Source organism: Methylocystis suflitae (genome assembly GCF_024448135.1).
In the GTDB taxonomy this organism is placed as follows: Bacteria; Pseudomonadota; Alphaproteobacteria; order Rhizobiales; family Beijerinckiaceae; genus Methylocystis; species Methylocystis suflitae.
This window is the reverse complement of the sequence record NZ_JAMRYX010000091.1, coordinates 1-21,707: the sequence shown is the minus strand read 5'-3', so window position 1 is coordinate 21,707 and position 21,707 is coordinate 1. Positions and strand designations below refer to the sequence as shown.

The following is a 21,707-nucleotide window of genomic DNA, read 5'->3' as shown; positions in this document are numbered from 1 at the left end:
GCGGCTCGCTTGCGCCCGCGCCGGCGCCTCTCTACCTATGACGCAGCCCGAGAGAATCGCGGCGCGACGGCTCGGCCCCAAGCGCCGGCGTGCAAGGAGGCGTTGATGCCGAGCTACAAGGCGCCTGTAGACGACACCCTCTTCCTGCTAAATGATGTCTTGAATTTTCAGCGTTTCGGCAATTTGCCAGGCTTCGCGGACGTCACGCCGGACGTCATGTCGCAAATCCTCCTGGAAGCGGGGAAGCTCTGCGAGGAGGCGCTCGCGCCGCTCAACCAGATTGGCGACGAAAAGGGCTGCAAGCGTCACGACGACGCCTCCGTCTCCACCCCGCCGGGCTTCAAGGCGGCGCATGACGCTTTCGCTCAAGGCGGCTGGATCAGTCTCGCGGTGCCCGAGGAATATGGCGGACAGGGCCTGCCCTATACGCTGTCGATGGCGATGAACGAGTTCGCCTCCTCGGCGAATATGTCCTTCGCCATGTATCCGGGTCTGACGCAAGGCGCGCTCGCCGCTCTGCTGCGCCATGGCGACGACGAGCAGAAGAAGCTTTATGTGCCGAAGATGGCGGAAGGCCGCTGGTCGGGCACCATGAATTTGACTGAGCCGCAATGCGGCACCGATCTCGGATTGCTGACGACCAAGGCGACGCCGCGCGGAGACGGCTCCTATTCGATCACCGGGCAAAAGATCTTCATCTCCGCCGGCGAGCACGATCTGACCGAAAACATTGTGCATCTCGTGCTCGCGCGCATCGAGGGCGCGCCCGCCGGCGTGAAAGGCATTTCGCTCTTTGTCGTGCCGAAGTTCCTGGTTGACGGCGACGGCGCGCTTGGACCGCGCAACGGCGTCAGCTGCGGCTCCATCGAAGAAAAGATGGGCATCCACGGCAACGCCACCTGCGTCATGAATTACGACGGCGCGCAAGGCTTTCTCGTCGGCGAAGCCAATCGCGGACTGAACGCCATGTTCGTGATGATGAACGAGGCGCGGCTCGGCGTAGCCATGCAAGGCCTCGCCCAGTCCGAGGTCGCCTACCAGAACGCGGCGCAATACGCCAAGGAGCGTCTGCAAGGCCGCGCGCTCTCCGGTCCGAAAGACCCCGGAAAGCCGGCCGACCCGATCATCGTGCATCCGGACGTGCGGCGGATGCTGCTCGAGATGAAGGCCTTCAACGAAGCGGCGCGCGGCTTTGCGCTGTCGGCGGCGCTCGACAGCGATATCGCGCATCGTTCCGACGACGCCGCCTCGCGCCAGGCGGCGGAAGACCGGCTCGGCCTGCTCACGCCCGTGCTCAAGGGCGTGCTCACCGACCTGGGGTTCGAAAACACCGTCAAGGCCCAGCAGGTGTTCGGCGGACACGGCTATATTCGCGAATGGGGCATGGAGCAGTTCGTTCGCGATGCGCGCATCAGCATGATCTACGAGGGCGCCAATGGCATCCAGGCGCTCGACCTCGTCGGCCGCAAGCTGCCGCGCGACGGCGGCCGAGCGATCATGGCCTATTTCAAGGACACCGCGGACCTGTTGGCGCCGCTCGAATCGGACGAAGCGATGAAATCCTTCGCCGCCCCGGTGAAGGCGGCGCTCGACGATCTGCAAAAGGCGACGATGTGGCTGATGCAGAACGCCATGGCGAAGCCCGACAATGCCGGCGCCGCTTCTTACGACTATATGCATCTCTTCGGCCGCGTCGCGCTCGGCGTGATGTGGGTGAAGATCGCGCAGGCGGCGATGGCGATAAAGGCGCAAGAGCCTGAGCGGGCCGGACTGATGGATGCGAAGCTGTTGACCGCGCGCTTTTATATGGAGCGCATGCTGCCGGAAACGCGCCTGCGCCTGACGCGCATTTCAACGGGCGCCGACACGATGATGTCGCTCCCCGAGGAGATGTTTTAAGGGCGCCCTCCCTCTCCCGCTCGCGGGAGAGGGACGCGCTGGAAAGATTCGAGAAGAGGAACTCTTCATGGCCGACGCTTTTATCTATGACGCCGTTCGCACGCCGCGCGGTCGCGGCAAGCCGGACGGCTCGCTGCATGAAGTCTCTTCACTCGGCCTCGCCGTCACGGCGCTGCAGGCGGTCAGGAAACGCAACAAGCTCGAAGGTCCCGAAATCGACGACGTCATCCTCGGCTGCGTCGATCCGGTTGGGGAAGCTGGCGGCGACATCGCGCGCGCCGCGGCGATTTCATCGGGCTACTCCTACAAAGTGCCCGGCGTGCAGATCAACCGCTTCTGCGCCTCCGGATTGGACTCGGTGAATTTCGCCGCCGGCGAGATCATGTCCGGCCAGCATGATCTTGCGATCGGCGGCGGCGTCGAGAGCATGAGCCGGGTCGGCATCGGCGCGTCCGGCGGCGCCTGGCCCGTCGACCCGACGATCGCCATTCCCTCCTATTTCATGCCGCAGGGCGTGTCGGCGGATCTCATCGCCACCAAATACGGCTTCTCGCGCGATGACGTCGACGCCTATGCCGTCGAATCGCAAAAGCGCGCGGCGAAGGCGTGGGAAGAAGGCCGCTTCAAACATTCGATCGTGCCGGTGAAGGACGTCAACGGCATCACCCTGCTCGACCGCGACGAACATATGCGGCCGGGAACCGACATGCAGTCGCTCGCCGCCTTGAAGCCGTCCTTCGCCTTTTACGCGGAACAAGGCGGCTTCGACGCCGTGGCGATTCAGGCGCATCCCGAAGTCGAGAAATTGAATTACGTGCATCATGCCGGCAATTCTTCAGGCATCGTTGACGGCGCGGCGGCGGTGCTCGTCGGCTCGAAAGAGGCGGGCGAGAGACACGGACTGAAACCTCGCGTGAAGATTCGCGCCTACGCCAATATCGGCTCGGACCCGGCCCTGATGCTGACGGGACCTGTCGACGTGACGAAGAAAGTGCTGCACCGCGCCGGCATGAGCATCGGCGACATTGATCTGTTCGAAGTGAACGAAGCCTTCGCCGCCGTCGTGCTGCGCTACCTCGAAGCCTTCGACCTCGATCCCGCCAAGGTCAACGTCAATGGCGGCGCCATCGCCATGGGTCACCCGCTCGGCGCGACGGGCGCCATGCTGGTGGGAATTGCGATCGACGAATTAGAGCGCACGGGAAAATCAACCGCGCTCGTGACGCTCTGCATCGGCGCCGGCATGGGCACGGCGACGATCGTGGAGCGGGTGTGAAGGTTTGCAACGTTTCCTCGCCCTTCGAGACGCGAGCTTCGCTCGCTCCTCAGGGTGAGGAAACTTTTTGAACCTCATCCTGAGGAGCCCGCGCAGCGGGCGTCTCGAAGGACGAGGTTCAAAACAGCTGAAAACTTATCGGAGGCGAAATAATGAACCTCGTCAATTTCCGCTTCGAGACTGGCGCCGACGGCGTCGCGCTTGCGACCTGGGACATGCCCGAGCGCACGATGAACGTCATCACGCCGGACGTGATGGACGAGTTGGAGACGATCATCGACACGGTCGTCGCCGAACCCGAGGTCAAGGGCTGCGTGATCGCCTCGGGCAAGAGCGCCTTTTCCGGCGGCGCCGATCTTTCCATGCTGCAGCATGGCGCCGCGCAATACGCCAAGGCGCTCAAGGAGCAAGGCGAAGACGCGGCCAACAAGCAGTTCTTCGACTTCTCGCGCCGACTGTCGCTGCTCTATCGCAAGCTGGAAACCTGCGGCAAACCTTTCGCCGTCGCCATTCACGGCGTCTGCCTTGGCGGCGCCTTCGAACTTGCGCTCGCCTGCCATTATCGCGTGATGGCCGATGACGAGAAAACCAAAGTCGGCCTGCCGGAAATCAAGGTGGGGCTCTTTCCGGGCGCCGGCGGCACGCAGCGCGTGTCGCGCATCATGCAGACCGGCGACGCGCTGCAATTCCTGTTCAGGGGCGATCAGATCAAGCCGAGAGCCGCGCTCGGCGCCAAGCTCGTGCATGAAATCGCGCCGAAAGCCGAGATCATCGACCGCGCCCGCGCCTTCATCGTCAGCGGCGGCAAGGCGCAGGCGCCATGGGACGTCAAGGACTTCAAGACACCCTCCGGCAGGGTGTTCTCGCCCACGGGCATGATGATCTGGCCCGCCGCCAACGCCATCTATCGTCGCGAGACCTACGACAATTACCCCGCCGCCAAGGCCATTCTGCACGCCGTCTATGAAGGGCTGCAATTGCCGATGGACCAGGCGTTGACCGTCGAGTCGCGCTGGTTCGCGCATATTCTGCGCTCAAAGGAGGCGGCGGCGATGATCCGCTCGCTGTTTCTCTCGAAGAACGAATTGGACAAGGGCGCGCATCGACCAAAGGACGTCGGTCCCACCAATCTCAAGAAGATCGGCATTATCGGCGCGGGCTTCATGGGCGCGGGCGTCGGCTATATCAGCGCCTTGAACGGCCTCGACGTGGTCTTGATCGACCGCGATCAGGAAAGCGCCGACAAGGGCGTCGCGACGATCGACAAACTCATCTCGAGTTCGGTCAGCAAGGGCCGCGCCACCGCCGCCGACAAGGACGCGCTGATGGCGCGGGTAATTGCGACTGCCGATTACGGCGCGCTCAAGGGATGCGATCTCGTGCTCGAAGCCGTATTCGAGGATCGCGCCGTCAAGGCGGACGTCACCAAGCGCGCGCAGGAGGTTGTGGGCGCCGACGTGATCTTCGCCTCGAACACGTCGACGCTGCCGATCACCTCGCTCGCGGAAACCACGCAACAGCCCGAGAACTTCATCGGCATCCATTTCTTCTCGCCCGTCGAGAAGATGCTGCTCGTCGAAGTGATCCTGGGCAAGAAAACCGGCGACCGCGCGCTCGCGACCGCGCTCGACTTCGTCCGCATCATCAAGAAGACGCCGATCGTCGTCAACGACTCGCGCGGATTCTTCGCCAATCGCTGCGTGCTCAATTATGTTCGCGAAGGGCAGATCATGCTGGTCGACGGCGTGCCGCCGGCGATGATCGAGAATGTCGCCCGCATGGCCGGCATGCCGGTGGGGCCGCTCTCGCTCAATGACGAAGTCGCGCTCGATCTCGGGTGGAAAATCCTCCAGGCGACGAAGAAGGATCTCGGCGAAGGCTCCGTCGATCCCGCGCAGGAGCGCGTGCTGCGTTTCATGGTCGAGGAAAACAGCCGCTTCGGCCGCAAGAACGGCAAGGGCTTTTACGACTATCACGCCAATGGAACGAAAAGCCTCTGGCCCGGCCTCTCGGCCCTGGCCCAGAATGAACTCGATCCCGATACGCTCGACGTCATGGAAATGAAGCAGCGCTTTCTCGTCACCCAGGCGGTCGAAGCGGCGCGCGCCATGGCCGAGGGCGTCGTCACCGATCCGCGCGAGGCCGACGTCGGCTCCATTCTCGGCTTCGGCTTCGCGCCCTTCACCGGCGGCGTCATCTCCTACATCGACGGCATGGGCGCGAAGGCCTTCGTCGCCCTGTGCGACACGCTCGCCGCAAAATTCGGTCCGCGTTTCGAGCCGCCGCAACTGCTGCGCGACATGGCGGCGAAGGACGAGAGCTTCTACGGACGCTTCATGCCTCGGAAATTGGCGGCGTGATCTGCGTCTCGCGCGCGTTTTGAAGCGCTTCAGACCGGACATGACATCCGTCATGCTGGCGGGTAAAAGACAGGCTGGGCGTGTAGGTTTCAAACGCGCGCCCGCGCCCGGACCTGGTTGATGCCGATTTTTGTGCTTCCCTTTCCAGTGATCGATCCTGTCGCCGTCAACATCGGGCCCGTGCCGCTGCGGTGGTATGCGCTCGCTTATATCGGCGGCTTCATCTTCGGCTGGCTTGGCTTGCGCGCGCTCGCCGCAAACGACGCGCTCTGGAGGCGCGGCCAACCGCGACCGAGCCGAGAGTCTCTCGATGATCTTCTCGTTTTCGTCGCCTTCGGCGTCGTCATCGGCGGACGACTCGGGCATGTGCTGATCTATGATCCGGCGTTCTATTTCGCGCACCCGCTGGAAATTTTTCAGACCTGGAAGGGCGGCATGGCCTTTCATGGCGGCCTCGTCGGGGCGATCATCGGCATGGCCCTCTACGCCCGTCGCAGCGGCGTGCCGCTGCTCACCGTGAGCGACATTTGCGCCACTGTCGCGCCGATCGGACTTTTCTTCGGCCGCCTCGCCAATTTCATCAAGCCGGAGATGTGGGGGCGCGAAACCGACGTGCCCTGGGCGATGGCGTTTCCAGGCGCGGGCGACGTCCCGCGCCATCCCAGCCAGCTTTATGAGGCGGGGCTCGAAGGCGTGGCGCTGGGCCTGCTGCTGTGGTTCGCTGCGCGCCACGGCGCGCTCAAACACCCGGGTCTCGCCACCGGCTTTTTTGGCGTCGGCTACGGGCTGGCGCGCATTTTCTGCGAGTTTTTTCGCGAACCAGATCCGGTTCAGGAAGCGCTGCCCAACGGATTGACCATGGGCATGGTCCTTTCTGCGCCGCTTGTTTTAATTGGCGCGGCGGCGATCATGTTCGCGCTGCGCCCGAGGAGCGCAACGGCATGAGCGCCTTGAAAAGAGAGATCGTCGAGACGATCGCTCATGACGGTCCGATGACGCTCGAGCGATTCATGTCGCTCTGCCTGACGCATCCGCGCTACGGCTATTACATGACGCGCGACCCATTCGGCGCGGGCGGAGATTTCGTCACCGCGCCAGAGATCAGCCAGATGTTTGGCGAATTGCTCGGCGTTTGGGTCACCGAAGCCTGGCGCGCTGCGGGCGCGCCGACTGAGGCAAGGCTCGTCGAGCTCGGACCCGGCCGCGGCACGCTGATGTCGGACGTGCTGCGGGTGACGCCGATCGCGCCCAACTTCTTTTCCGCCGTCACCGTGCATCTCGTCGAAACCAGTCCGGTTCTGCGCGAGGCGCAGCGCCAGACGCTGGCCAGGGCCGCGAAGCCGGCGCAGTGGCATCTGGATTTTGCCGAGACGCCGCCCGGTCCGGCCTTCATCCTCGCCAATGAGTTTTTCGACGCGCTGCCCGTCAGGCACTTCGTCAAAACCGCCGGCGGCTGGCGCGAACAGCTCGTCGGGCTCGACGCTCAAGGCGAACTCGCCTTCGGACTGTCCGATCAGATCGAGACGACGCTCAACGTCCCGGCGCGCGAAGGATCGATCATCGAAGTCAGCGCCGCGAGCCAAAAGCTTATCGGCGACATCGCCGCACGGCTCGTCGCCCAAGGCGGCGCGCTACTGCTCATCGACTATGGCTATGAGCAGACGTCGCTTGGCGAAAGTCTGCAGGCGGTGTCGCGCCACGCCTATGTCGATCCCCTCGCTACCCCAGGCGAAGCGGACCTGACCGCTCACGTCGATTTCGCGGCTCTGGCGCGCGCCGCGCGCGCGCGCGGCGCCAAGGTGATGGGCCCGGTCACGCAAGCGCAATTTCTGCTGCAGCTTGGCATCGAACGCCGCGCCGAGACCTTGTCAAAAAAGGCGACGCCCGAACAGGCGCAGTCGATCATCGACGCCTTTGAACGCCTTACCGGCGTCGACGATGCGCGCCGTCAGATGGGCCAACTATTCAAGGTGATGGCGGTGACCCATCCCGACATGCCCGACCTGCCGGGATTTTTGGTGTAGCATCGACGCGATGACGTTCGAAACGCCTGCGCTGACCGCGCGAAATCTCAGCCTGCCCGGCCTGCGCCACGCCTTTTTCACCCGCGACGGCGGCGTGTCGGAAGGCGTCTACGCATCGCTCAATGGCGGCGTCGGATCGCGCGACGCGCCGCCGCATGTCGAGGAGAATCGCGCCCGCATGGCGGCGCGTCTCGGAGTGGCGGCCGAGCGCCTGATGGTGCCGTTCCAGATCCATTCCGCGGAGGCGCGCGCCGTGCGCGAACCGTGGAGCGCTGACGCGCGGCCGCGATGCGACGGCGTGGTGACGGCGGAAGTCTCGCTCGCGCTCGGCGTCACCGGCGCCGACTGCGGCATGTTGCTTTTCGCCGACGCAAAGGCGGCCGTCATCGGCGCCTGCCACGCCGGCTGGAAGGGCGCGCTCGGCGGCGTCATCGAAGCGACCGTCAGAGAGATGGAGGCGCATGGCGCGCGCCGCGCCGACATCCATGTCGCGCTTGGCCCGGCGATCGGGGCGACGAGCTATGAAGTCGGGCCGGAATTCATCGACCAGTTTCGGGAAGCCGACGAGTCCTTTTCGCGCTTTTTTACGCCGACGGCGCGCGAAGGCCATGCGACCTTCGATCTGCCGGGCTTCATCGCCTCCCGCGTCGAGGCGCTGGACGTCGCCTCTTTCGAAGACCTCGGCGTCGACACTTATGCGGATGAAGCGCGCTGTTTCAGCTACCGCCGCAGCGTCCATCGCCGCGAGCCGGATTACGGACGGCTCGTCTCGGCGATTGCGCTCGTCTGATACTGATTGAATTGAGCGGTCCGCGTGAACAGGCGAAGGCCTGACCGGGAATCAGAGCACGACAAGAATCCTGAATGTTGCTCTGGTTTTCCGATCACGTAAAAAGCGCGCCGGGAATGACCACCAAGGATCAACCGGACGACAGGCCTACTTCGTCGCGTAGCTGAAGATCATCGAGTGCGGCAGGCCGCGCGGCGGCGCGGGGAAAGGCGCGGCGCGGCGCACGGCGGCGAGAGCGGCAGCGTCGAGATCGGGCGCGCCGCTCGGCTGGTGCACAGCCTGATGGGTGAGATTGCCCATTTCGTCGATGTAGAAGACAACCGCGCCCCTGCCGATCGCGCCGCTCCCCCGCACGCGCGGCGGGATGTGCATGTGAGGCATGATGAGGCCATAGAGGATCGTCAGATAGGTCGTCTTCGCATGGCCGCCGCCGACCGGCGAGAACTTGCGCGGCGCCGCAAGCTTGTAGTCAGGTATCGGCGCGAGCGCCGCGAGCTGATCGGCGATCGAGTTCGCCTCGCCTTTCTTCACCGGCCCCTTTTCGTTCGGGTCGGGCTTTTCCTGCGGCTGCTTGTCGGGCGCGGCCTTCTCGATGATCTCGGCGTCGCTCTTGTCCTCGATCGGCGTGTCCTTGGTCTCTTCCGGCGCCTTCGCCTTGCCGTCTTCGTCCTCGCCGTCCTTCATGCCCTGAGGCTTGTCGTCCTTGGGCGCGTCCTTCTCCTGCGCGTTCTTCGGCGTCTTGAGATCCTTCTCCTCCGGCGCGTTGACGTCGGACTTGGTCTTGCTCTCGGCCTCGGGGGCGTCGAAAGCCGGCTTTTCCTCTTCCAGCGGCGGCGGAGGCGGCGGCTTCTGCTGCTGTTTTTGCTGCTCCGGCGGCTTCTCTGGCTCGGGCGCAGGAGGCTCTTCCTGCTTGGGCGGAGGCGGTTCGGTGATCACCTCGACCGGAGTTTCCTCGATGTGCGGCGCTTCGCGGGCGGAGCGCCAGTCTTCCAAGAGCAGGAATGCCAAGACGCAGAGATGCGCCAGCAGGCACAGCAAAAGAAACATGAGGAAGCGCGGGCGCACGACGAGCGCGCGGCGCCGCCGAAGGGCGTCCACGGCCAAGGTCGCGCTAAAGGCGCGTTGTTGGCTGCTGTCATTCATTGCGATGGAAAGCCGCGCTCCAGCGCCGCCGCTGCTTGCATAATCGATCTAGGTCGGTGATCGGGGGGCGACACTTTAAAGTTATAGCCGCCTTTGGGCAAAAACGCGCCCCCCGGAAAAACATGACGCCTTTTGCCGCAGTTATCAACGGCTTGAGCACACATATATAAGAAGCATCTAATTTAAGGGGCGCCGAACGCCGCTTGGGGGGATGCATGAAACGCTTTAGGCCCTTGTCGCGCCGGGGACTTCTCCTCGGCGCGGGCGCAACGGCGATGATCGGCGCTCCGGCCTTCGGCCAGGGCCATGCGATGCGCCGGACCGCGCCCAACCGCGCGTCCGACGCCTTCACGCCGGACGTCGAACTCGAATTGATGTGCAAGCGCGACGAGACGCCGATTTTGACGGGAAAGCCGACGCGCGTGTGGCGCTACGTCGGCAATCTGATCAAAGGTCCGCCGAATGCGCTGACGGCGCTGCCCGACGCTTACCTCGGCCCCCTGCTGCGTTTCACCAAGGGACAAAAGGTTCGCATCCGGCTTCGCAACGACTTGCCGGAGGAAACCATCACGCATTGGCACGGCCTGCATGTGCCGATGCTGATGGACGGCCATCCGACGGCGGCGATCGATCCGGGCGAGACTTACGTTTACGAATTCGAGATCCGCAATCGCGCCGGCATGTATTTCTATCATCCGCATACGCACGAGAAGACCGCGACGCAGGTCTATCGCGGCCTGGCCGGCGCGATGATCGTTGAGGACGAGGAAGAGCGCGCGCTCGGACTGCCGTCCGGCGAATTCGAAATTCCGCTCGTCATCCAGGATCGCTCGTTCGACGACGACAATCAGCTCGCCTACGGCGATGACATGCATACGAGCATGTTCGGTTTTTATGGCGACCGCGTGCTCGTTAATGGACGAAGCGACTTCACGATCGACGTCGCCAGCCGCGCCTATCGTCTGCGGATCCTCAACGGCTCGAATGCGCGCATCTACAAACTGTGCTGGGACGACCGGACTCCGCTGACCGTGATCGGCGTCGACGGCGGGCTGTTGGAGAAGGCGGAGACGCGGCCCTATGTGATGCTCGCGCCCGCCGAGCGCGTCGATCTCATCGTCGATTTCAGCGGCCGCCCGCAAGGCTCGAAGCGCACGATGTTGAGCGGAGAATTCTACGGTCTCATTCCGCCGATGGCGCAGCGCATGATGGGAAGCGATCTCGCGATGGGCGAGGAATTCCCGTTGTTTACGGCCAGGGTGACGAAAGCTTCAAACGAGTCATGGAGGCTTCCGGAGACGCTCTCGACCATCAGACGCTTCCGCAAGGAAGAGATCGCCAATTCGGACGATCCCATTCCGATCGCCATCACCATGGCGCACATGGCGATGTTCCTCAACGGTCGCCCCTATGGCCACAACGACATACAGCGGCGCGAGCGCATTCCCGTCGACACGACCCAGCTCATCGAAATTTTCCATGAGCACGGCGGCATGGGCGGCATGGGCATGATGGGCGGCGGCAGGATGCGCGGCCGAATGGGCGGCATGGGAATGGGCGGCATGGGAATGGGCGGCATGGGAATGGGAATGGGAATGGGAGGCATGGGCATGATGGGAATGATGTCGATGGCGCATCCCATCCATCTGCACGGCCAGCCCTTCGAGATTATCGAGCGCCGCTTTGAAGGCGACGAGGACGCCTACGCCTCGGTCCGCGACGGCTTCATCGACAGCGGCCTAAAGGACACGGTGCTCGTTGCGCCGGGCGAGCGCCTGCGAATCATCAAGCCGTTCGGCGATTTCAAGGGACGCTTCATGTATCACTGCCACAACCTCGAACATGAGGACGCCGGCATGATGCGCGAGTTCTCGGTGGAGTAGAGCGGCTCAAGACGCGCGGCGTCCGTGAAGCGCAATAGATCTGGAAAGCAATTCGTCTAAATGCGCTCCCGGTCGGGCCTTCGCCCGCCGGGAGCGCTGTTGCGCGAAACTAGTGCTGCATGCCGCCCATGCCGCCCATGCCGCCGCCGGAATGCGACATGCCGCCGCCCATCATGCCGCCGCCCATCATATCGCCCATCGACTTGCCGACCTTCATGATGCCGGTCAGCGTCTCATTTGCGGTCTTCTTCTGATCCTCGCTCAAACTGGTGAAGAGCGATTCGATCGCCGCCTTCTGTGCGCGCACCACTTCGAGATGGTCGACCATATGGTTCTCCATCATCGTGAGCTTATTCAAAACTTCCGGCTTGGAATGGTCCGCGCGCATATCGGCGGCGTCACATTTTTGTTTCGCCTTTTGCCCTGCGGCGCGCCACGCCTCGGCGAAGGCGTTCCAGGGGCCGGTTTGCGCGTCGGTCAGTTTCAACTCGGCCCTGAGATAGGCGAGGCGTCCCTCAAGATGATCGGCGAAGCCGCAGACCATTTTGTTCATCATCCCGCCGGCGGCATGCGACATGCCGCTCATGCCGTCGCCGCCCTTGCCGCCGTCCTTGCCGCCGCCGTGGCCCATGCCCGACATGCCGCCCATCATGCCGCCGCCCATGCCGCCGCTTTGGCCGCCACCCTGGCCCATGCCCGACATGCCGCCCATCATCCCGCCCATGCCGCCGCTCTGGCCGCCGCCTTGGCCCATGCCCGACATGCCGTGATGGCCTGCGTGACCTTCGTCGCCCTTGCCCGCTTCGCTCTTCTGCACGTCGGTCTTGCCGGACTCAGCGCCGCCTGCTTGCGCCTTGCCGGGGTCCGCCCATTGCGCTGGGGCGTTGGCGCCGCCGTGGTCCATGGCGCCGTCCATCTTGCTATGGTCCATGCCGCCCTGCTGCGCCTGCGCCATGGAGAGTCCAGCTGCGAGGAGCAAAGCGGCGGCGCTCGCCGCAAGCAATTTTCCGCGCGATGTTTGTTTTCGCGTCGTCATGGCGCCCTCCCTTGAAATGTTTGTCGCGAGCGCTCCTCTCGTCGCTGGCGCGACGAATCATTGTGGAGTTTCGCGCATGTTGAGCGCCTAACCGAGCATCAGGCGCCGTTGAACGTCTGCAACTTTGTCACAGATCAAGCCGTGAGGCGATGGACGAATCGTCACGCGGGCGCATGAAATTCAAAAAAGGATCCTGCGACTCTACAAAGCGATACTGCACAGCAAAACGCGGCGGACTCGCGCCCGCCGCTGGTGAGTTCAGCCCTTAGGACACTTAAATATCAGTAGGTTTTGGTTCCTACCGATTCTGCGACGATTGGTTCAGATTGCGCGCCGCATAAGGATCCTGACCAATGGGGCGCGGCGCCGCGGCCTCGCGAGGTTTGGCTGCCTCTTCCTTGTATCCAGGCTGGCCCACTACCTGAGGCGCCTTCCATTCGACCGTGGATGTTTGCTCGCCGGCAAAGGCGTGGTTCGTCAGGGCCGCTGCCAAAGCGAGGGCGACGACGGCAAAAAGCTTATAAGCCATGTTTCCTCTCCCTGATGATGCAGTTCTCCCGTCGTCCGTTCCTCCAACAGGCGACGCAAGGCGCGCGTTCACGCGCGCGTATAAAATGCTAGGTTTTCGTGTCGCAATTTCTACAGTAAATGTTTGCGCCGTTTTGCCGCAGTTTTGTTTTCGCAGCTGCGAAAGAATGCGCCGCAGCGAAGGAAATTCGGCAAGGCTAAACCGCCTTCTTCTCCGCGATCTCGACGAGCGCGCGCAGAATTCGGCGCGTGCCGGCGAGGCGCTGTTTCGTGTTCTCGAATTCGCGGATGAAGACGATGCGCATGTCGGGACGCACTTTGGCGCTTGACCTCTGCTCCGCGACATAGCGCACGAGCCCGGCGGGATTTGCGAATTTATCTTCACGGAACGCAACGATGACGCCCTTGGGGCCCGCGTCGATCTTCTCGACATGCGCCCGCCGGCAGAGCGCCTTGATCGCGACGATCTCCAAGAGCTGCTCCACTTCCGGCGGGATCGGACCGAAACGGTCGATCATCTCGGCGGCGAACGCTTCGATGTCTTGATCCGTTTCGAGCGTCGACAGACGGCGATAGAGCTGCAGGCGCAGGGTGAGGTCGGCGACATAGTCTTCCGGTATCGTCACCGGCGCGCCGATGGCGATCGTCGGCGACCAGGCTTCCTCCTGCGGCTCCTCGACTCCAGCCTTCAGCAGCGTGATCGCGTCGGCGAGCATCTGCTGATACAGCTCGTAGCCCACCTCCTTGATATGCCCCGACTGCTCCTCGCCAAGCAGATTGCCGGCGCCGCGAATGTCGAGATCGTGACTGGCGAGTTGGAAGCCCGCGCCGAGCGTATCCAGCGACTGCAGCACGTCCAGACGCTTTTGCGCCTGAGGCGTGATCGTGCGGTTGGCGGGCGTCGTGAACAGCGCATAAGCGCGCAATTTGGCGCGCCCGACGCGGCCACGCAGCTGATAGAGCTGCGCGAGGCCGAACATATCGGCGCGCCAGACGATCAGCGTATTGGCGCGTGGGATGTCGAGGCCCGACTCGACGATCGTCGTCGACAGCAGAATGTCGAATTTGCCGTCGCAGAAGGCCGACATCTTGTCCTCGAGTTCGCTGGCGCTCATCTGCCCATGCGCCAGGACAAATTTCGACTCAGGCACATTTTCGCGCAGAAACGCAGCAGCTTCCTCGAGGTCCTCGATGCGCGGACAGACGAAGAAGGCCTGGCCGCCGCGATAGCGCTCGCGCAGCAGCGCTTCACGCACGATGAGAGAATCGAAGGGCGAGACGAAACTGCGCACCGCCAGCCGGTCGATCGGCGGCGTGGCGATGATCGAAAGCTCGCGCACGCCCGTCATCGCGAGCTGCAGCGTGCGCGGTATGGGCGTCGCCGAGAGCGTCAGAACATGCACCTCGGCGCGCAACTCCTTCAGCCGCTCCTTATGGCCGACGCCGAAATGCTGCTCCTCATCGATGATGACGAGTCCAAGATCCTTGAAGCTCACGGTCTTGCCGAGCACGGCATGCGTGCCGACCAAGATTTCGATTCGGCCCTCGGCGAGGTCCTTCTTGGTCTCGCGCGTTTCCGCGGCGCCGACCATTCGCGACAATCGTCCGATGCGCACCGGCAGGCCCGCAAAGCGCTCGGTGAAGGTCTTGTAATGCTGACGCGCGAGCAAAGTAGTCGGCGCGACGACGGCCACCTGCTTGCCGTTGATGGCGGCGCAGAAGGCGGCGCGCAGCGCGACCTCGGTTTTGCCAAAACCAACGTCGCCGCAAACGAGTCGATCCATCGGCCGACCGGCGGCGAGATCATCGAGCGTCGCATCGATGGCGGCGAGCTGATCCTCGGTTTCATCATAAGGAAAGCGCGCGCAGAATTCGTCGTAGAGTCCTTCCGGCGGGGCGAGCTTGGGCGCCTCGCGCAGCTGCCGCTGCGCCGCAATTTCGATGAGCCCTTTCGCCATTTCGCGGATGCGATTCTTCATCCGCGACTTGCGCGACTGCCAGCCGGCGCCGCCGAGGCGATCGAGCTGCGCTTCGGCGTCCTCGCCGCCATAGCGCGTCAAGAGCTCGATGTTTTCGACCGGCAGATAGAGCTTGTCGCCGCCAGCGTAGTGGAGCTCGAGGCAATCATGCGGCGCGCCGGCGGCGGAGATCGTTTCGAGGCCGATGAAACGGCCGATGCCGTGATCGACATGCACGACAAGATCGCCGGCGGCGAGCGCGGCGACTTCGCCGAGGAGATTTTCGTTGGGCTTGCGTTTGCGGCGGCGACGAACGAAGCGATCGCCAAGAATGTCCTGCTCGCCCAGAACCGCGTAAGCATCCGTCTCGAAGCCGTGTTCGATCCCGAGAACGGCTATGGAGACGGCCTTCGACAACGCCTGCGGAAGCGACGCGACACGCGGCAAGTCGGGCAAGCCGTGTTCCACGAGCACATGGCCGAGCCGCTCGCAGGAGCCCTCGGACCAGCCGGTGACGATGACGGTTCGGCCCGCGTCGCGCAGCGCCTCGACATGGTCCGCGGCCGCCTGGAATACGTTGACGTCGGGCGTGTTGCGCTCGGGCGCAAAGTCGCGACCAGGCCGCGCGCCGCAGTCGATGGCTTTCTGGCCCTCATGCGCCGTGAAAGGCGTGAATTGCGCCGCCGCGCGTCCCTCGATGGCGGCGCGCCATTCGTCAAGCGACAGATAGAGCGCGCGCGGTTCGAGCGGCTTATAGTTTGAGGCGGCGGGATCGAGATCATGCGCATATTTGCGTGCGTCGTAATAATCCTCGATCTGCTTGACGCGCTCGGCCGCAGCGTCCTCGACAAGCGGATCGAGCACGACAGGCGCCTCGCCCAGATAATCGAAGAGCGTATCCATCCGCTCGTAGAAGAGCGGCAACCAATGCTCCATGCCGTGGAAGCGCCGGCCTTCGCTGACAGTCTCATAAAGCGCGTCGCCGCGCGTCTGCCCGCCAAAGCGCGCGGCGTAGGACTGCCGGAAGCGGCGCATCGTCTCGCTCGTCAGCCGCAATTCGCTCATGGGCGTCAGGTCGAGCGAACGGAGCTGCCCCGTGGCGCGTTGCGTATCGGGATCGAACGAGCGGATCGACTCGAGCGTTTCGCCGAAGAAATCGAGACGGATCGGGGCCGGCAGACCCGGCGGATAAAGATCGACAATGCCGCCGCGTTGCGCATATTCGCCGGTTTCACGCACCGTGCTGGCGCGTAAATACCCGTTCGACTCGAGCCAAAGCGCCAATTCGTCGAGCTTCACCACATTGCCCGGCGCTGCGGCGAAGCTTTCCGCGGCCACCATCTTTTGCGGCGGAACGCGCTGCAACAGGCAGTCGACGGTCGTCGTGACGACGCGCGGACGCTCAAACGAGGATTTTGCGCGCGTTAGGCGCGAAAGCGCCGTCATGCGCCGCGCCACCACGCCGGCGTGCGGCGACACGCGATCGTAGGGCTGGCAGTCCCATCCTGGAATGTCGAGGATTTCGACGTCGGGATTGGCGAAACGCAGGGCGTTGCGAAAGGCCGCCGACCGCGCGCCGTCACGCGCGACATGCACGAAGACCGCTGCGTGTCCTTCCGCCTCCCGCGCGAGCGCGCGCGCAAGATCGGCGCTGATGAAAGCGTCGAAGCCGTCCGGCGCATGGGCGAAAATCAGCCTTTGGCCTTTGACGAGACCGCTACGCGCCGCTTGAAGTCCCGCCGCCGCTTTCTTGAGCTTTGTCGCAGCCGCGCTCAATGGATCGGCCCGTCGTGTTGGTGAAAGGCGATGATCTGCCGCAGAACCAACGTGTCATGCTCGGCTGGAGGCTGTTCAGCCCCCGACAGCCATCGGAACACCGCGGCGTCGGGCAGGTCGAGCAGCGCCTCGAGTTCGTCCAGCGCCTCCGCGGGAAGCGTCTCGACGCGCGCGTCGACGAAGCCTCCCAACAGGATGTCCATCTCGCGCATGCCTCGCCGCCAGGCGCGCACCCGGATGCGCCGCCTGCGCATGTCGTCGTCCAACGTCTGTCTCCTTATATGGCGCGAGGCTTAATGCAGGCGCAAAGGAAAGGCAAAGGAACGTCAGGGGATGACGCCAAGTAGCTGGGCGCTCGCGTTACCCGGCTTAGACGCGTCTGAACGCTTAGACTGTCAAGCCTTTTCGCGATCCAGGAAGCGAACTTCCTTGACCTCAAGATGCGCCTGCGCTATCTGGCGCCTCTCGCGTTCGCAAGCGCGCCGCGGGGGAGTAGCTCAGTTGGTTAGAGCGCCGGCCTGTCACGCCGGAGGTCGCGGGTTCAAGTCCCGTCTCTCTCGCCATAAAATCAAATGTTTACCGCATTATTTGCGAATCGCCGCTTAGCCGCTCTTGGCAATTGCGCGCCTCGCGCTTGTGGCTTGCGCGGGCTGCTCAGCACCATCGTGCTAATCCTCGTTTGTCAATGGTGATGAGGTTCGTTGCCTCCCCCTGTTGGCGCTAGCGGCGTCGAATCTTTCGGCGCTGGGCCTTTGACCGGCGCCGCTTCAACATCATGCGCGACCGTGCCGGGCGGATAATCATAGGGGCCCGGGTCGCGATAATCGTTATCCGCGAGTTGTTCGCGGATTTTAACGAGGCTGAACATGCCGCCCATCTCGGCGGGGCCGAAAGCGCCTTCGCCCGTCATCATCGGCAACGTGTTAGGGGGAAGCGGCATTTTCATCGCGCTCATCTCCGCCATGCCGGTTGCGCCCATTGGCATATAGCCCGGCGCCAATTTGCGGATGGCCTTCGCCAAGCGCGGGTCGGTCTTTACGCCGATAAAATTCCGCACGTCATGTCCCATGGGGTTCATCGTGTGATGCGACTTGTGGCAGTGGATCGGCCAATCGCCGGGATAGGCGGCGTCAAATTCGATCGTTCGGGTGACGCCGACCGCAACGTCCGTCGTCGACTCCGGCCATCGGGCCATCTCTGGAATCCAGCCAGCGTCCGTGCCTGTCACCGAGAAATGATGGCCGTGCATATGAATCGGGTGATTGGTCATCGTCAGATTGGCCATGCGAATGCGGACCCGGTCGCTAATACGCGCCACCATCGGATCGATGCCGGGAAATACCCTGCTGTTCCATGCCCAGATGTTGAAGTCGGTCATCTCCGATATCTTGGGAAGATATGTTCCCGGATCGAAACGATAAGCGCTCATAACGAATGCGTAGTCGCGATCGGCGTGGCGTTCATGCGGGTCGCGAGGATGTGAGATGAACATTCCCATCATGCCCATCGCCAACTGAACCATTTCATCGGAATGCGGGTGATACATGAATGTCCCGCTTCCCTTGAGCTGGAATTCATAAACAAATGTCCGGCCCGGCGGGATATGAGGCTGGGTGACCCCGCCCACGCCATCCATGCCCGCGGGCAGCAAAACGCCATGCCAATGCACCGAGGTGTGCTCCGGCAAATTGTTCGTTACAAAGATGCGAACTTTGTCGCCTTCGACAACTTCAATCGTTGGGCCGGGCGATTGGCCGTTATACCCCCAGAGCCGGGCCTTCATCCCGGGCGCGATTTCGCGCTCGACGGGCTCGGCGACAAGGTGAAATTCCTTCCAATCGCCATTCATCCGAAACGGCAGAGACCATCCGTTGAGCGTGACGACCGGTCGATAGTGCGGTCCGCTGGTCGGATGCTGCGGCGGCTGGGTCGTCGCGCTCGTCATGCGAACCACTTCAGGAAGCGACGCCGTCTGCGCGCGTCCGCTGATGAGACTGACGCTTGCCGCGGCGAGCGACGACGTTAGAAAATTGCGTCTCGATATGAGCGTCTGGCTCAACCGATGATGCGTGATCATGGGCGTTCGACTCCCAATTCAGCAGCGCCGTCTCCGACCATTCCGACGATCGCCTCAGCGGGTCCGGATATCGCCGCCCGCAGGTCCGTCTCGGCGAGCCAATAGTCGCGCTTTGCTTCGATCGCGGCGGCCTGCAACAATACGCGTTTGCGCGCATTCTCCAGCAGCGGGAAGGCGTCGACCAACATGCCATTATAGCGGCGCAGCATCTCTTCGGAGACGATTGCCTGGAGCGCCAGAATTTCCCGTTTTCGGAATTGGGCGATCTCATGCGCATAGCGGTAATTTCGATACGTCTGACGCGCCTGCGAGCGGACGTCTACCGCCTTTTTTGTCAATCTATTGACGGCTTCTAGCCAGCTTTGTTCGGCTTGCCTGACCTTCGTCTCTCCGAAATCGAAAATCGGTATTTGGATCGCCGCGGCGCCGCCTGAAAAGCGAAAGCGCGTCGTTTCCGTCAGTCCGCTCTCCGGATTAGGGAGGCTTTCGGTCTTAACCTTATGCCCGCCCGACAACTCGAAGAGGTTGATGAAACGAGTCGCCTCGATGAGGCCAAGCGTTTTTGCAAGAGCGCTCAACTCCGCATGTGCGGTTCTTAGCTCAATACGGCGGTCGATGGCGTCCTGTTCCAAATATGGCAGGCTACGCGGCCGTGACGGCGGCGGCGAAAGCGCATTTGGCAAAACGAAATTGACTTCCATTCCCCAGAGTCCAAGAACTCGGATCAAGTGTTCGCGTTCGTTGCTGGCCTGCAACCTTGCGCTCGCCAGCCGCGTCGCTGTTTCCGCCGAGGAAAGTTGCTCTTTGGCTTGATCGAGGCGGCTCGCCGCGCCAGTCTCGCCAAGCCGCCGTGCGAGCGCGGCGACGGCTTGGGTCGATTGGTTGACCTCGCCGATCGAGTTGGCGATCTCGCGCGCGCCGACCGCGCGGAAATAGGCCCGGCGCGCCTCATAGCCGAGGCGTAATGTTTCTGCGGCAGCCTCAAATTGCGCCGCACGAAACCTGTCCTCAGCGATTTCGGCGCGAGCAGGCCAGGTCGCGAGCGCCAAAATATTCGCGACGATCGCGCCTTCAACTTCCGACCCCAGAGGGCCGGCAAGGCGCGAGAAAGAGAAAGTCGGATTGGGCGGCAATTTCTCGCGCGCCATGATCGCTTCGGCGACGCCAAGGCGGTTGAAGGCAGACTGCAGACCTCGATTATTGAGGAGCGCGATCTCTACAGCAGAGTCGATCGTTAAGGGGCGCCTCAGCAGCTGCGCCATGCGAGACTTGGCCCAATCAACGTCCTCGTCGCTTCTCAGCGCAACGACATCCATCCCAAACTCGTGGCGAGCCGCTTGCGCAGCGACAGTCACCCCGCCGTCAGGCGAAAAGCTCGCGCATGACGACAGCAGCACGCTCAACCCCGCAGCCGCCGCGAGGTGGAGATGCGCTGGCGAGAGAACCCGCGTCATCGCGGTTGTTCCGAGCCACGCAGAGTCGTCGGCGCCGCATTGGACCAACGCGTCGAAGGTTCGACCGGGCGCCGCGAGACATAGGAGTCGAGGAACGAATGCGCTTTCATTCTCGACGCCGGCGCAGCTGGATCGACCGGGTCAGGCCCGACGCCAGGCGCAGATCCCGGCGCGCAGGCGCCTAAAAACGCGAGCGCCACCCACGGCGCTATTCGGGTCGCTCGCAACCGCCAGAAAATGGCGGTGCGCGCGAATAAATCCATAAACATAATCAACCCTTATCGCGAGGCGGCATTACGCGCCACGACGAACATTCGTCGGGGATGGCGAGCTACTAGAACGCGATAAAAGATTGTGGAGGTCGCGGGGGACGCGCTCGAGACTGACCGAACAAACTAGAGTTACGGTCTTGGAAGAGGGTGCTGACGATAAATAAACGCGGCGCGACCGCATTCGTGTGATTCACGATCGCTGAACAAAATTGGCAGCCAAAATCAAAGTGGTCAGCCGCGCCGCCATCAGGGCTTTGCACTGCGGCGCTGTTCGAGGGTCCGGGCGTCGCGGAGTCGGGAAGGCTCGTTAATCGGGCGACGCCGTCGCCATAACCGTGACAGGCGCTTTGCACGCGGGCGTGCGCTCCATTGATCGAAACGCCCGCCGCCACGAACAGGTAAAGGCAAGTAAGCGCGATCGTGAAGAGGCAACGCAAACGGCGATTGCATCGGCTGGGCATAGCGATCCAGGCATTCCTTGGGCGCATGCGCTCTGGGAGGGGCATTGTAGTTCTTGGATTATGTTGAAAAAGCGGCCTTCGATGCGCCGGACTGTCACGCCGGAGGTCGCGGGTTCAAGTCCCCTCTCTCTCGCCATCCCGTAAATCGAGAAATCTCTACAAATCGCGACTTGGGCGCTTTTTTATTTTGTCCCTGAACGAGAGCATTTTGTTCTTGGCTGTTTTTTCCGAATTGAATTTCTGATTGAGTTCAAAAAACCTTTGTCGTTTCGGCGTCTGTGCGAATTCACTCAGCTTTTTGAGCCGACAAGGGGCCGTCGACTCCCGGCCATGCCGTGTCGCGGGCGGGCGGCCGGTCTCTCCCACTGCAAAGCAAACACCTGGAGCGCGCCCTTTCGCGGCTTAGCGGTCGACGGAACAAGGAAATCACGCTCGCGTTAGACGGGGTGGCCGGGGGCCTTGTCAGCAACCTGGAGATTTCGAAATGAAAAGCTCACGCAAGCTGCTCACCACGGCGCTCGCCGCAACCATGCTTGTCGGCGCCTTGTCAGTCTCCACTCCCGCCTCTGCGTGGCACCGTTGGGGTTGGGGTCCGGGATGGGGCGGCGCCGGCTACTGGGGCTATGGCGGTTGGCGGCGCCCGGGCTGGGGTCGCTGGGGCTATGGCGGCGCTGGAGTGGGGTTGGGCGTCGCTGGCCTGGCTACCGGCCTCGCGCTCGGCGCCGCGGCGAGCGCCCCTTACGGCTATTACGGCTCCGGCTACTACGGCG

The 21,707-nt window shown here is 63.1% G+C and carries 14 protein-coding genes, 1 tRNA gene and 1 pseudogene; 9 read left to right on the top strand and 7 right to left on the bottom strand.

Going from position 1 to position 21,707, the window contains the following annotated elements:
* The first annotated feature begins 105 nt into the window (after positions 1-105).
* The 6 genes from NEI07_RS07670 (at position 106) to pgeF (ending at position 8,349) form a co-directional block, all read left to right on the top strand.
* On the top strand, positions 106-1,899 hold the full coding sequence (locus NEI07_RS07670; RefSeq protein WP_256033800.1) for an acyl-CoA dehydrogenase C-terminal domain-containing protein: 1,794 nt from the start codon (positions 106-108) through the stop codon (positions 1,897-1,899).
* 67 nt (positions 1,900-1,966) lie between these two features.
* Positions 1,967-3,175 (top strand): acetyl-CoA C-acetyltransferase, encoded by a 1,209-nt coding sequence (locus NEI07_RS07665; protein WP_256033799.1) that lies wholly within the window; start codon positions 1,967-1,969, stop codon positions 3,173-3,175.
* 152 nt (positions 3,176-3,327) lie between these two features.
* Positions 3,328-5,535 carry a 3-hydroxyacyl-CoA dehydrogenase NAD-binding domain-containing protein gene (locus tag NEI07_RS07660; RefSeq protein WP_256033798.1) on the top strand — a complete coding sequence of 736 codons (2,208 nt, stop codon included), beginning with the start codon at positions 3,328-3,330 and terminating at the stop codon, positions 5,533-5,535.
* A 120-nt stretch (positions 5,536-5,655) separates the two neighbouring features.
* The gene (gene lgt, locus NEI07_RS07655; RefSeq protein ID WP_256033797.1) at positions 5,656-6,480 is read left to right on the top strand and encodes a prolipoprotein diacylglyceryl transferase; all 825 of its coding nucleotides are present in this window, start codon (positions 5,656-5,658) and stop codon (positions 6,478-6,480) included.
* Positions 6,477-7,559, top strand: a complete 1,083-nt coding sequence (locus NEI07_RS07650) for a class I SAM-dependent methyltransferase (protein WP_256033795.1) — start codon at positions 6,477-6,479, stop codon at positions 7,557-7,559. The genes lgt and NEI07_RS07650 overlap by 4 nt, the downstream gene beginning before the upstream one ends.
* 10 nt (positions 7,560-7,569) lie before the next feature.
* Positions 7,570-8,349, top strand: a complete 780-nt coding sequence (pgeF, locus tag NEI07_RS07645; RefSeq protein ID WP_256033794.1) for a peptidoglycan editing factor PgeF — start codon at positions 7,570-7,572, stop codon at positions 8,347-8,349.
* A 147-nt stretch (positions 8,350-8,496) separates the two neighbouring features.
* On the opposite strand, the gene NEI07_RS07640 is transcribed toward pgeF, so the two are convergent.
* The gene (locus tag NEI07_RS07640; RefSeq protein WP_256033792.1) at positions 8,497-9,492 is read right to left on the bottom strand and encodes a TonB family protein; all 996 of its coding nucleotides are present in this window, start codon (positions 9,490-9,492) and stop codon (positions 8,497-8,499) included.
* 215 nt (positions 9,493-9,707) lie between these two features.
* Here NEI07_RS07640 and NEI07_RS07635 point away from each other — a divergent pair, with 215 nt between their 5' ends.
* Positions 9,708-11,375, top strand: coding sequence for a multicopper oxidase family protein (locus NEI07_RS07635; protein ID WP_256033790.1), 1,668 nt, complete (start codon positions 9,708-9,710; stop codon positions 11,373-11,375).
* A 109-nt stretch (positions 11,376-11,484) separates the two neighbouring features.
* Here NEI07_RS07635 and NEI07_RS07630 read toward each other — a convergent pair whose 3' ends face one another.
* From NEI07_RS07630 to NEI07_RS07615, 4 genes are all read right to left on the bottom strand, one after another.
* Positions 11,485-12,411: a Spy/CpxP family protein refolding chaperone gene (locus NEI07_RS07630; RefSeq protein ID WP_256033789.1), complete on the bottom strand. Its 927-nt coding sequence runs from the start codon at positions 12,409-12,411 to the stop codon at positions 11,485-11,487.
* A gap of 298 nt (positions 12,412-12,709) precedes the next feature.
* Positions 12,710-12,940, bottom strand: coding sequence for a hypothetical protein (locus tag NEI07_RS07625; RefSeq protein WP_256033788.1), 231 nt, complete (start codon positions 12,938-12,940; stop codon positions 12,710-12,712).
* Between the two features lie 196 nt (positions 12,941-13,136).
* Positions 13,137-16,673, bottom strand: coding sequence for a transcription-repair coupling factor (gene mfd, locus NEI07_RS07620; protein WP_256033787.1), 3,537 nt, complete (start codon positions 16,671-16,673; stop codon positions 13,137-13,139).
* Positions 16,670-16,939, bottom strand: coding sequence for an FAD assembly factor SdhE (locus tag NEI07_RS07615; RefSeq protein ID WP_407659864.1), 270 nt, complete (start codon positions 16,937-16,939; stop codon positions 16,670-16,672). The genes mfd and NEI07_RS07615 overlap by 4 nt, the downstream gene beginning before the upstream one ends.
* 220 nt (positions 16,940-17,159) lie before the next feature.
* Between NEI07_RS07615 and NEI07_RS07610 the strand changes: the two genes are divergently transcribed.
* Positions 17,160-17,236: transfer RNA gene (locus tag NEI07_RS07610), tRNA-Asp, on the top strand.
* 119 nt (positions 17,237-17,355) lie between these two features.
* On the opposite strand, the gene NEI07_RS07605 is transcribed toward NEI07_RS07610, so the two are convergent.
* Positions 17,356-18,750 (bottom strand): multicopper oxidase family protein, encoded by a 1,395-nt coding sequence (locus tag NEI07_RS07605; protein ID WP_256033786.1) that lies wholly within the window; start codon positions 18,748-18,750, stop codon positions 17,356-17,358.
* Positions 18,747-20,204: a TolC family protein gene (locus NEI07_RS07600; RefSeq protein WP_256033785.1), complete on the bottom strand. Its 1,458-nt coding sequence runs from the start codon at positions 20,202-20,204 to the stop codon at positions 18,747-18,749. Before NEI07_RS07600 ends, NEI07_RS07605 begins: the two co-directional genes overlap by 4 nt.
* 1,217 nt (positions 20,205-21,421) lie before the next feature.
* Between NEI07_RS07600 and NEI07_RS07595 the strand changes: the two are divergent.
* A pseudogene (locus NEI07_RS07595) lies at positions 21,422-21,707 on the top strand (hypothetical protein); the annotation flags it as partial.

Coding starts and splice junctions, on each gene's coding strand:
- pgeF (WP_256033794.1), top strand. CDS start 7,570: ATGACGTTCGAAACGCCTGCGCTGACCGCGCGAAATCTCAGCCTGCCC.
- lgt (WP_256033797.1), top strand. CDS start 5,656: ATGCCGATTTTTGTGCTTCCCTTTCCAGTGATCGATCCTGTCGCCGTC.
- NEI07_RS07670 (WP_256033800.1), top strand. CDS start 106: ATGCCGAGCTACAAGGCGCCTGTAGACGACACCCTCTTCCTGCTAAAT.
- NEI07_RS07625 (WP_256033788.1), bottom strand. CDS start 12,940: ATGGCTTATAAGCTTTTTGCCGTCGTCGCCCTCGCTTTGGCAGCGGCC.
- NEI07_RS07650 (WP_256033795.1), top strand. CDS start 6,477: ATGAGCGCCTTGAAAAGAGAGATCGTCGAGACGATCGCTCATGACGGT.
- NEI07_RS07660 (WP_256033798.1), top strand. CDS start 3,328: ATGAACCTCGTCAATTTCCGCTTCGAGACTGGCGCCGACGGCGTCGCG.
- NEI07_RS07640 (WP_256033792.1), bottom strand. CDS start 9,492: ATGAATGACAGCAGCCAACAACGCGCCTTTAGCGCGACCTTGGCCGTG.
- NEI07_RS07630 (WP_256033789.1), bottom strand. CDS start 12,411: ATGACGACGCGAAAACAAACATCGCGCGGAAAATTGCTTGCGGCGAGC.
- NEI07_RS07665 (WP_256033799.1), top strand. CDS start 1,967: ATGGCCGACGCTTTTATCTATGACGCCGTTCGCACGCCGCGCGGTCGC.
- NEI07_RS07635 (WP_256033790.1), top strand. CDS start 9,708: ATGAAACGCTTTAGGCCCTTGTCGCGCCGGGGACTTCTCCTCGGCGCG.
- NEI07_RS07605 (WP_256033786.1), bottom strand. CDS start 18,750: ATGATCACGCATCATCGGTTGAGCCAGACGCTCATATCGAGACGCAAT.
- NEI07_RS07600 (WP_256033785.1), bottom strand. CDS start 20,204: ATGACGCGGGTTCTCTCGCCAGCGCATCTCCACCTCGCGGCGGCTGCG.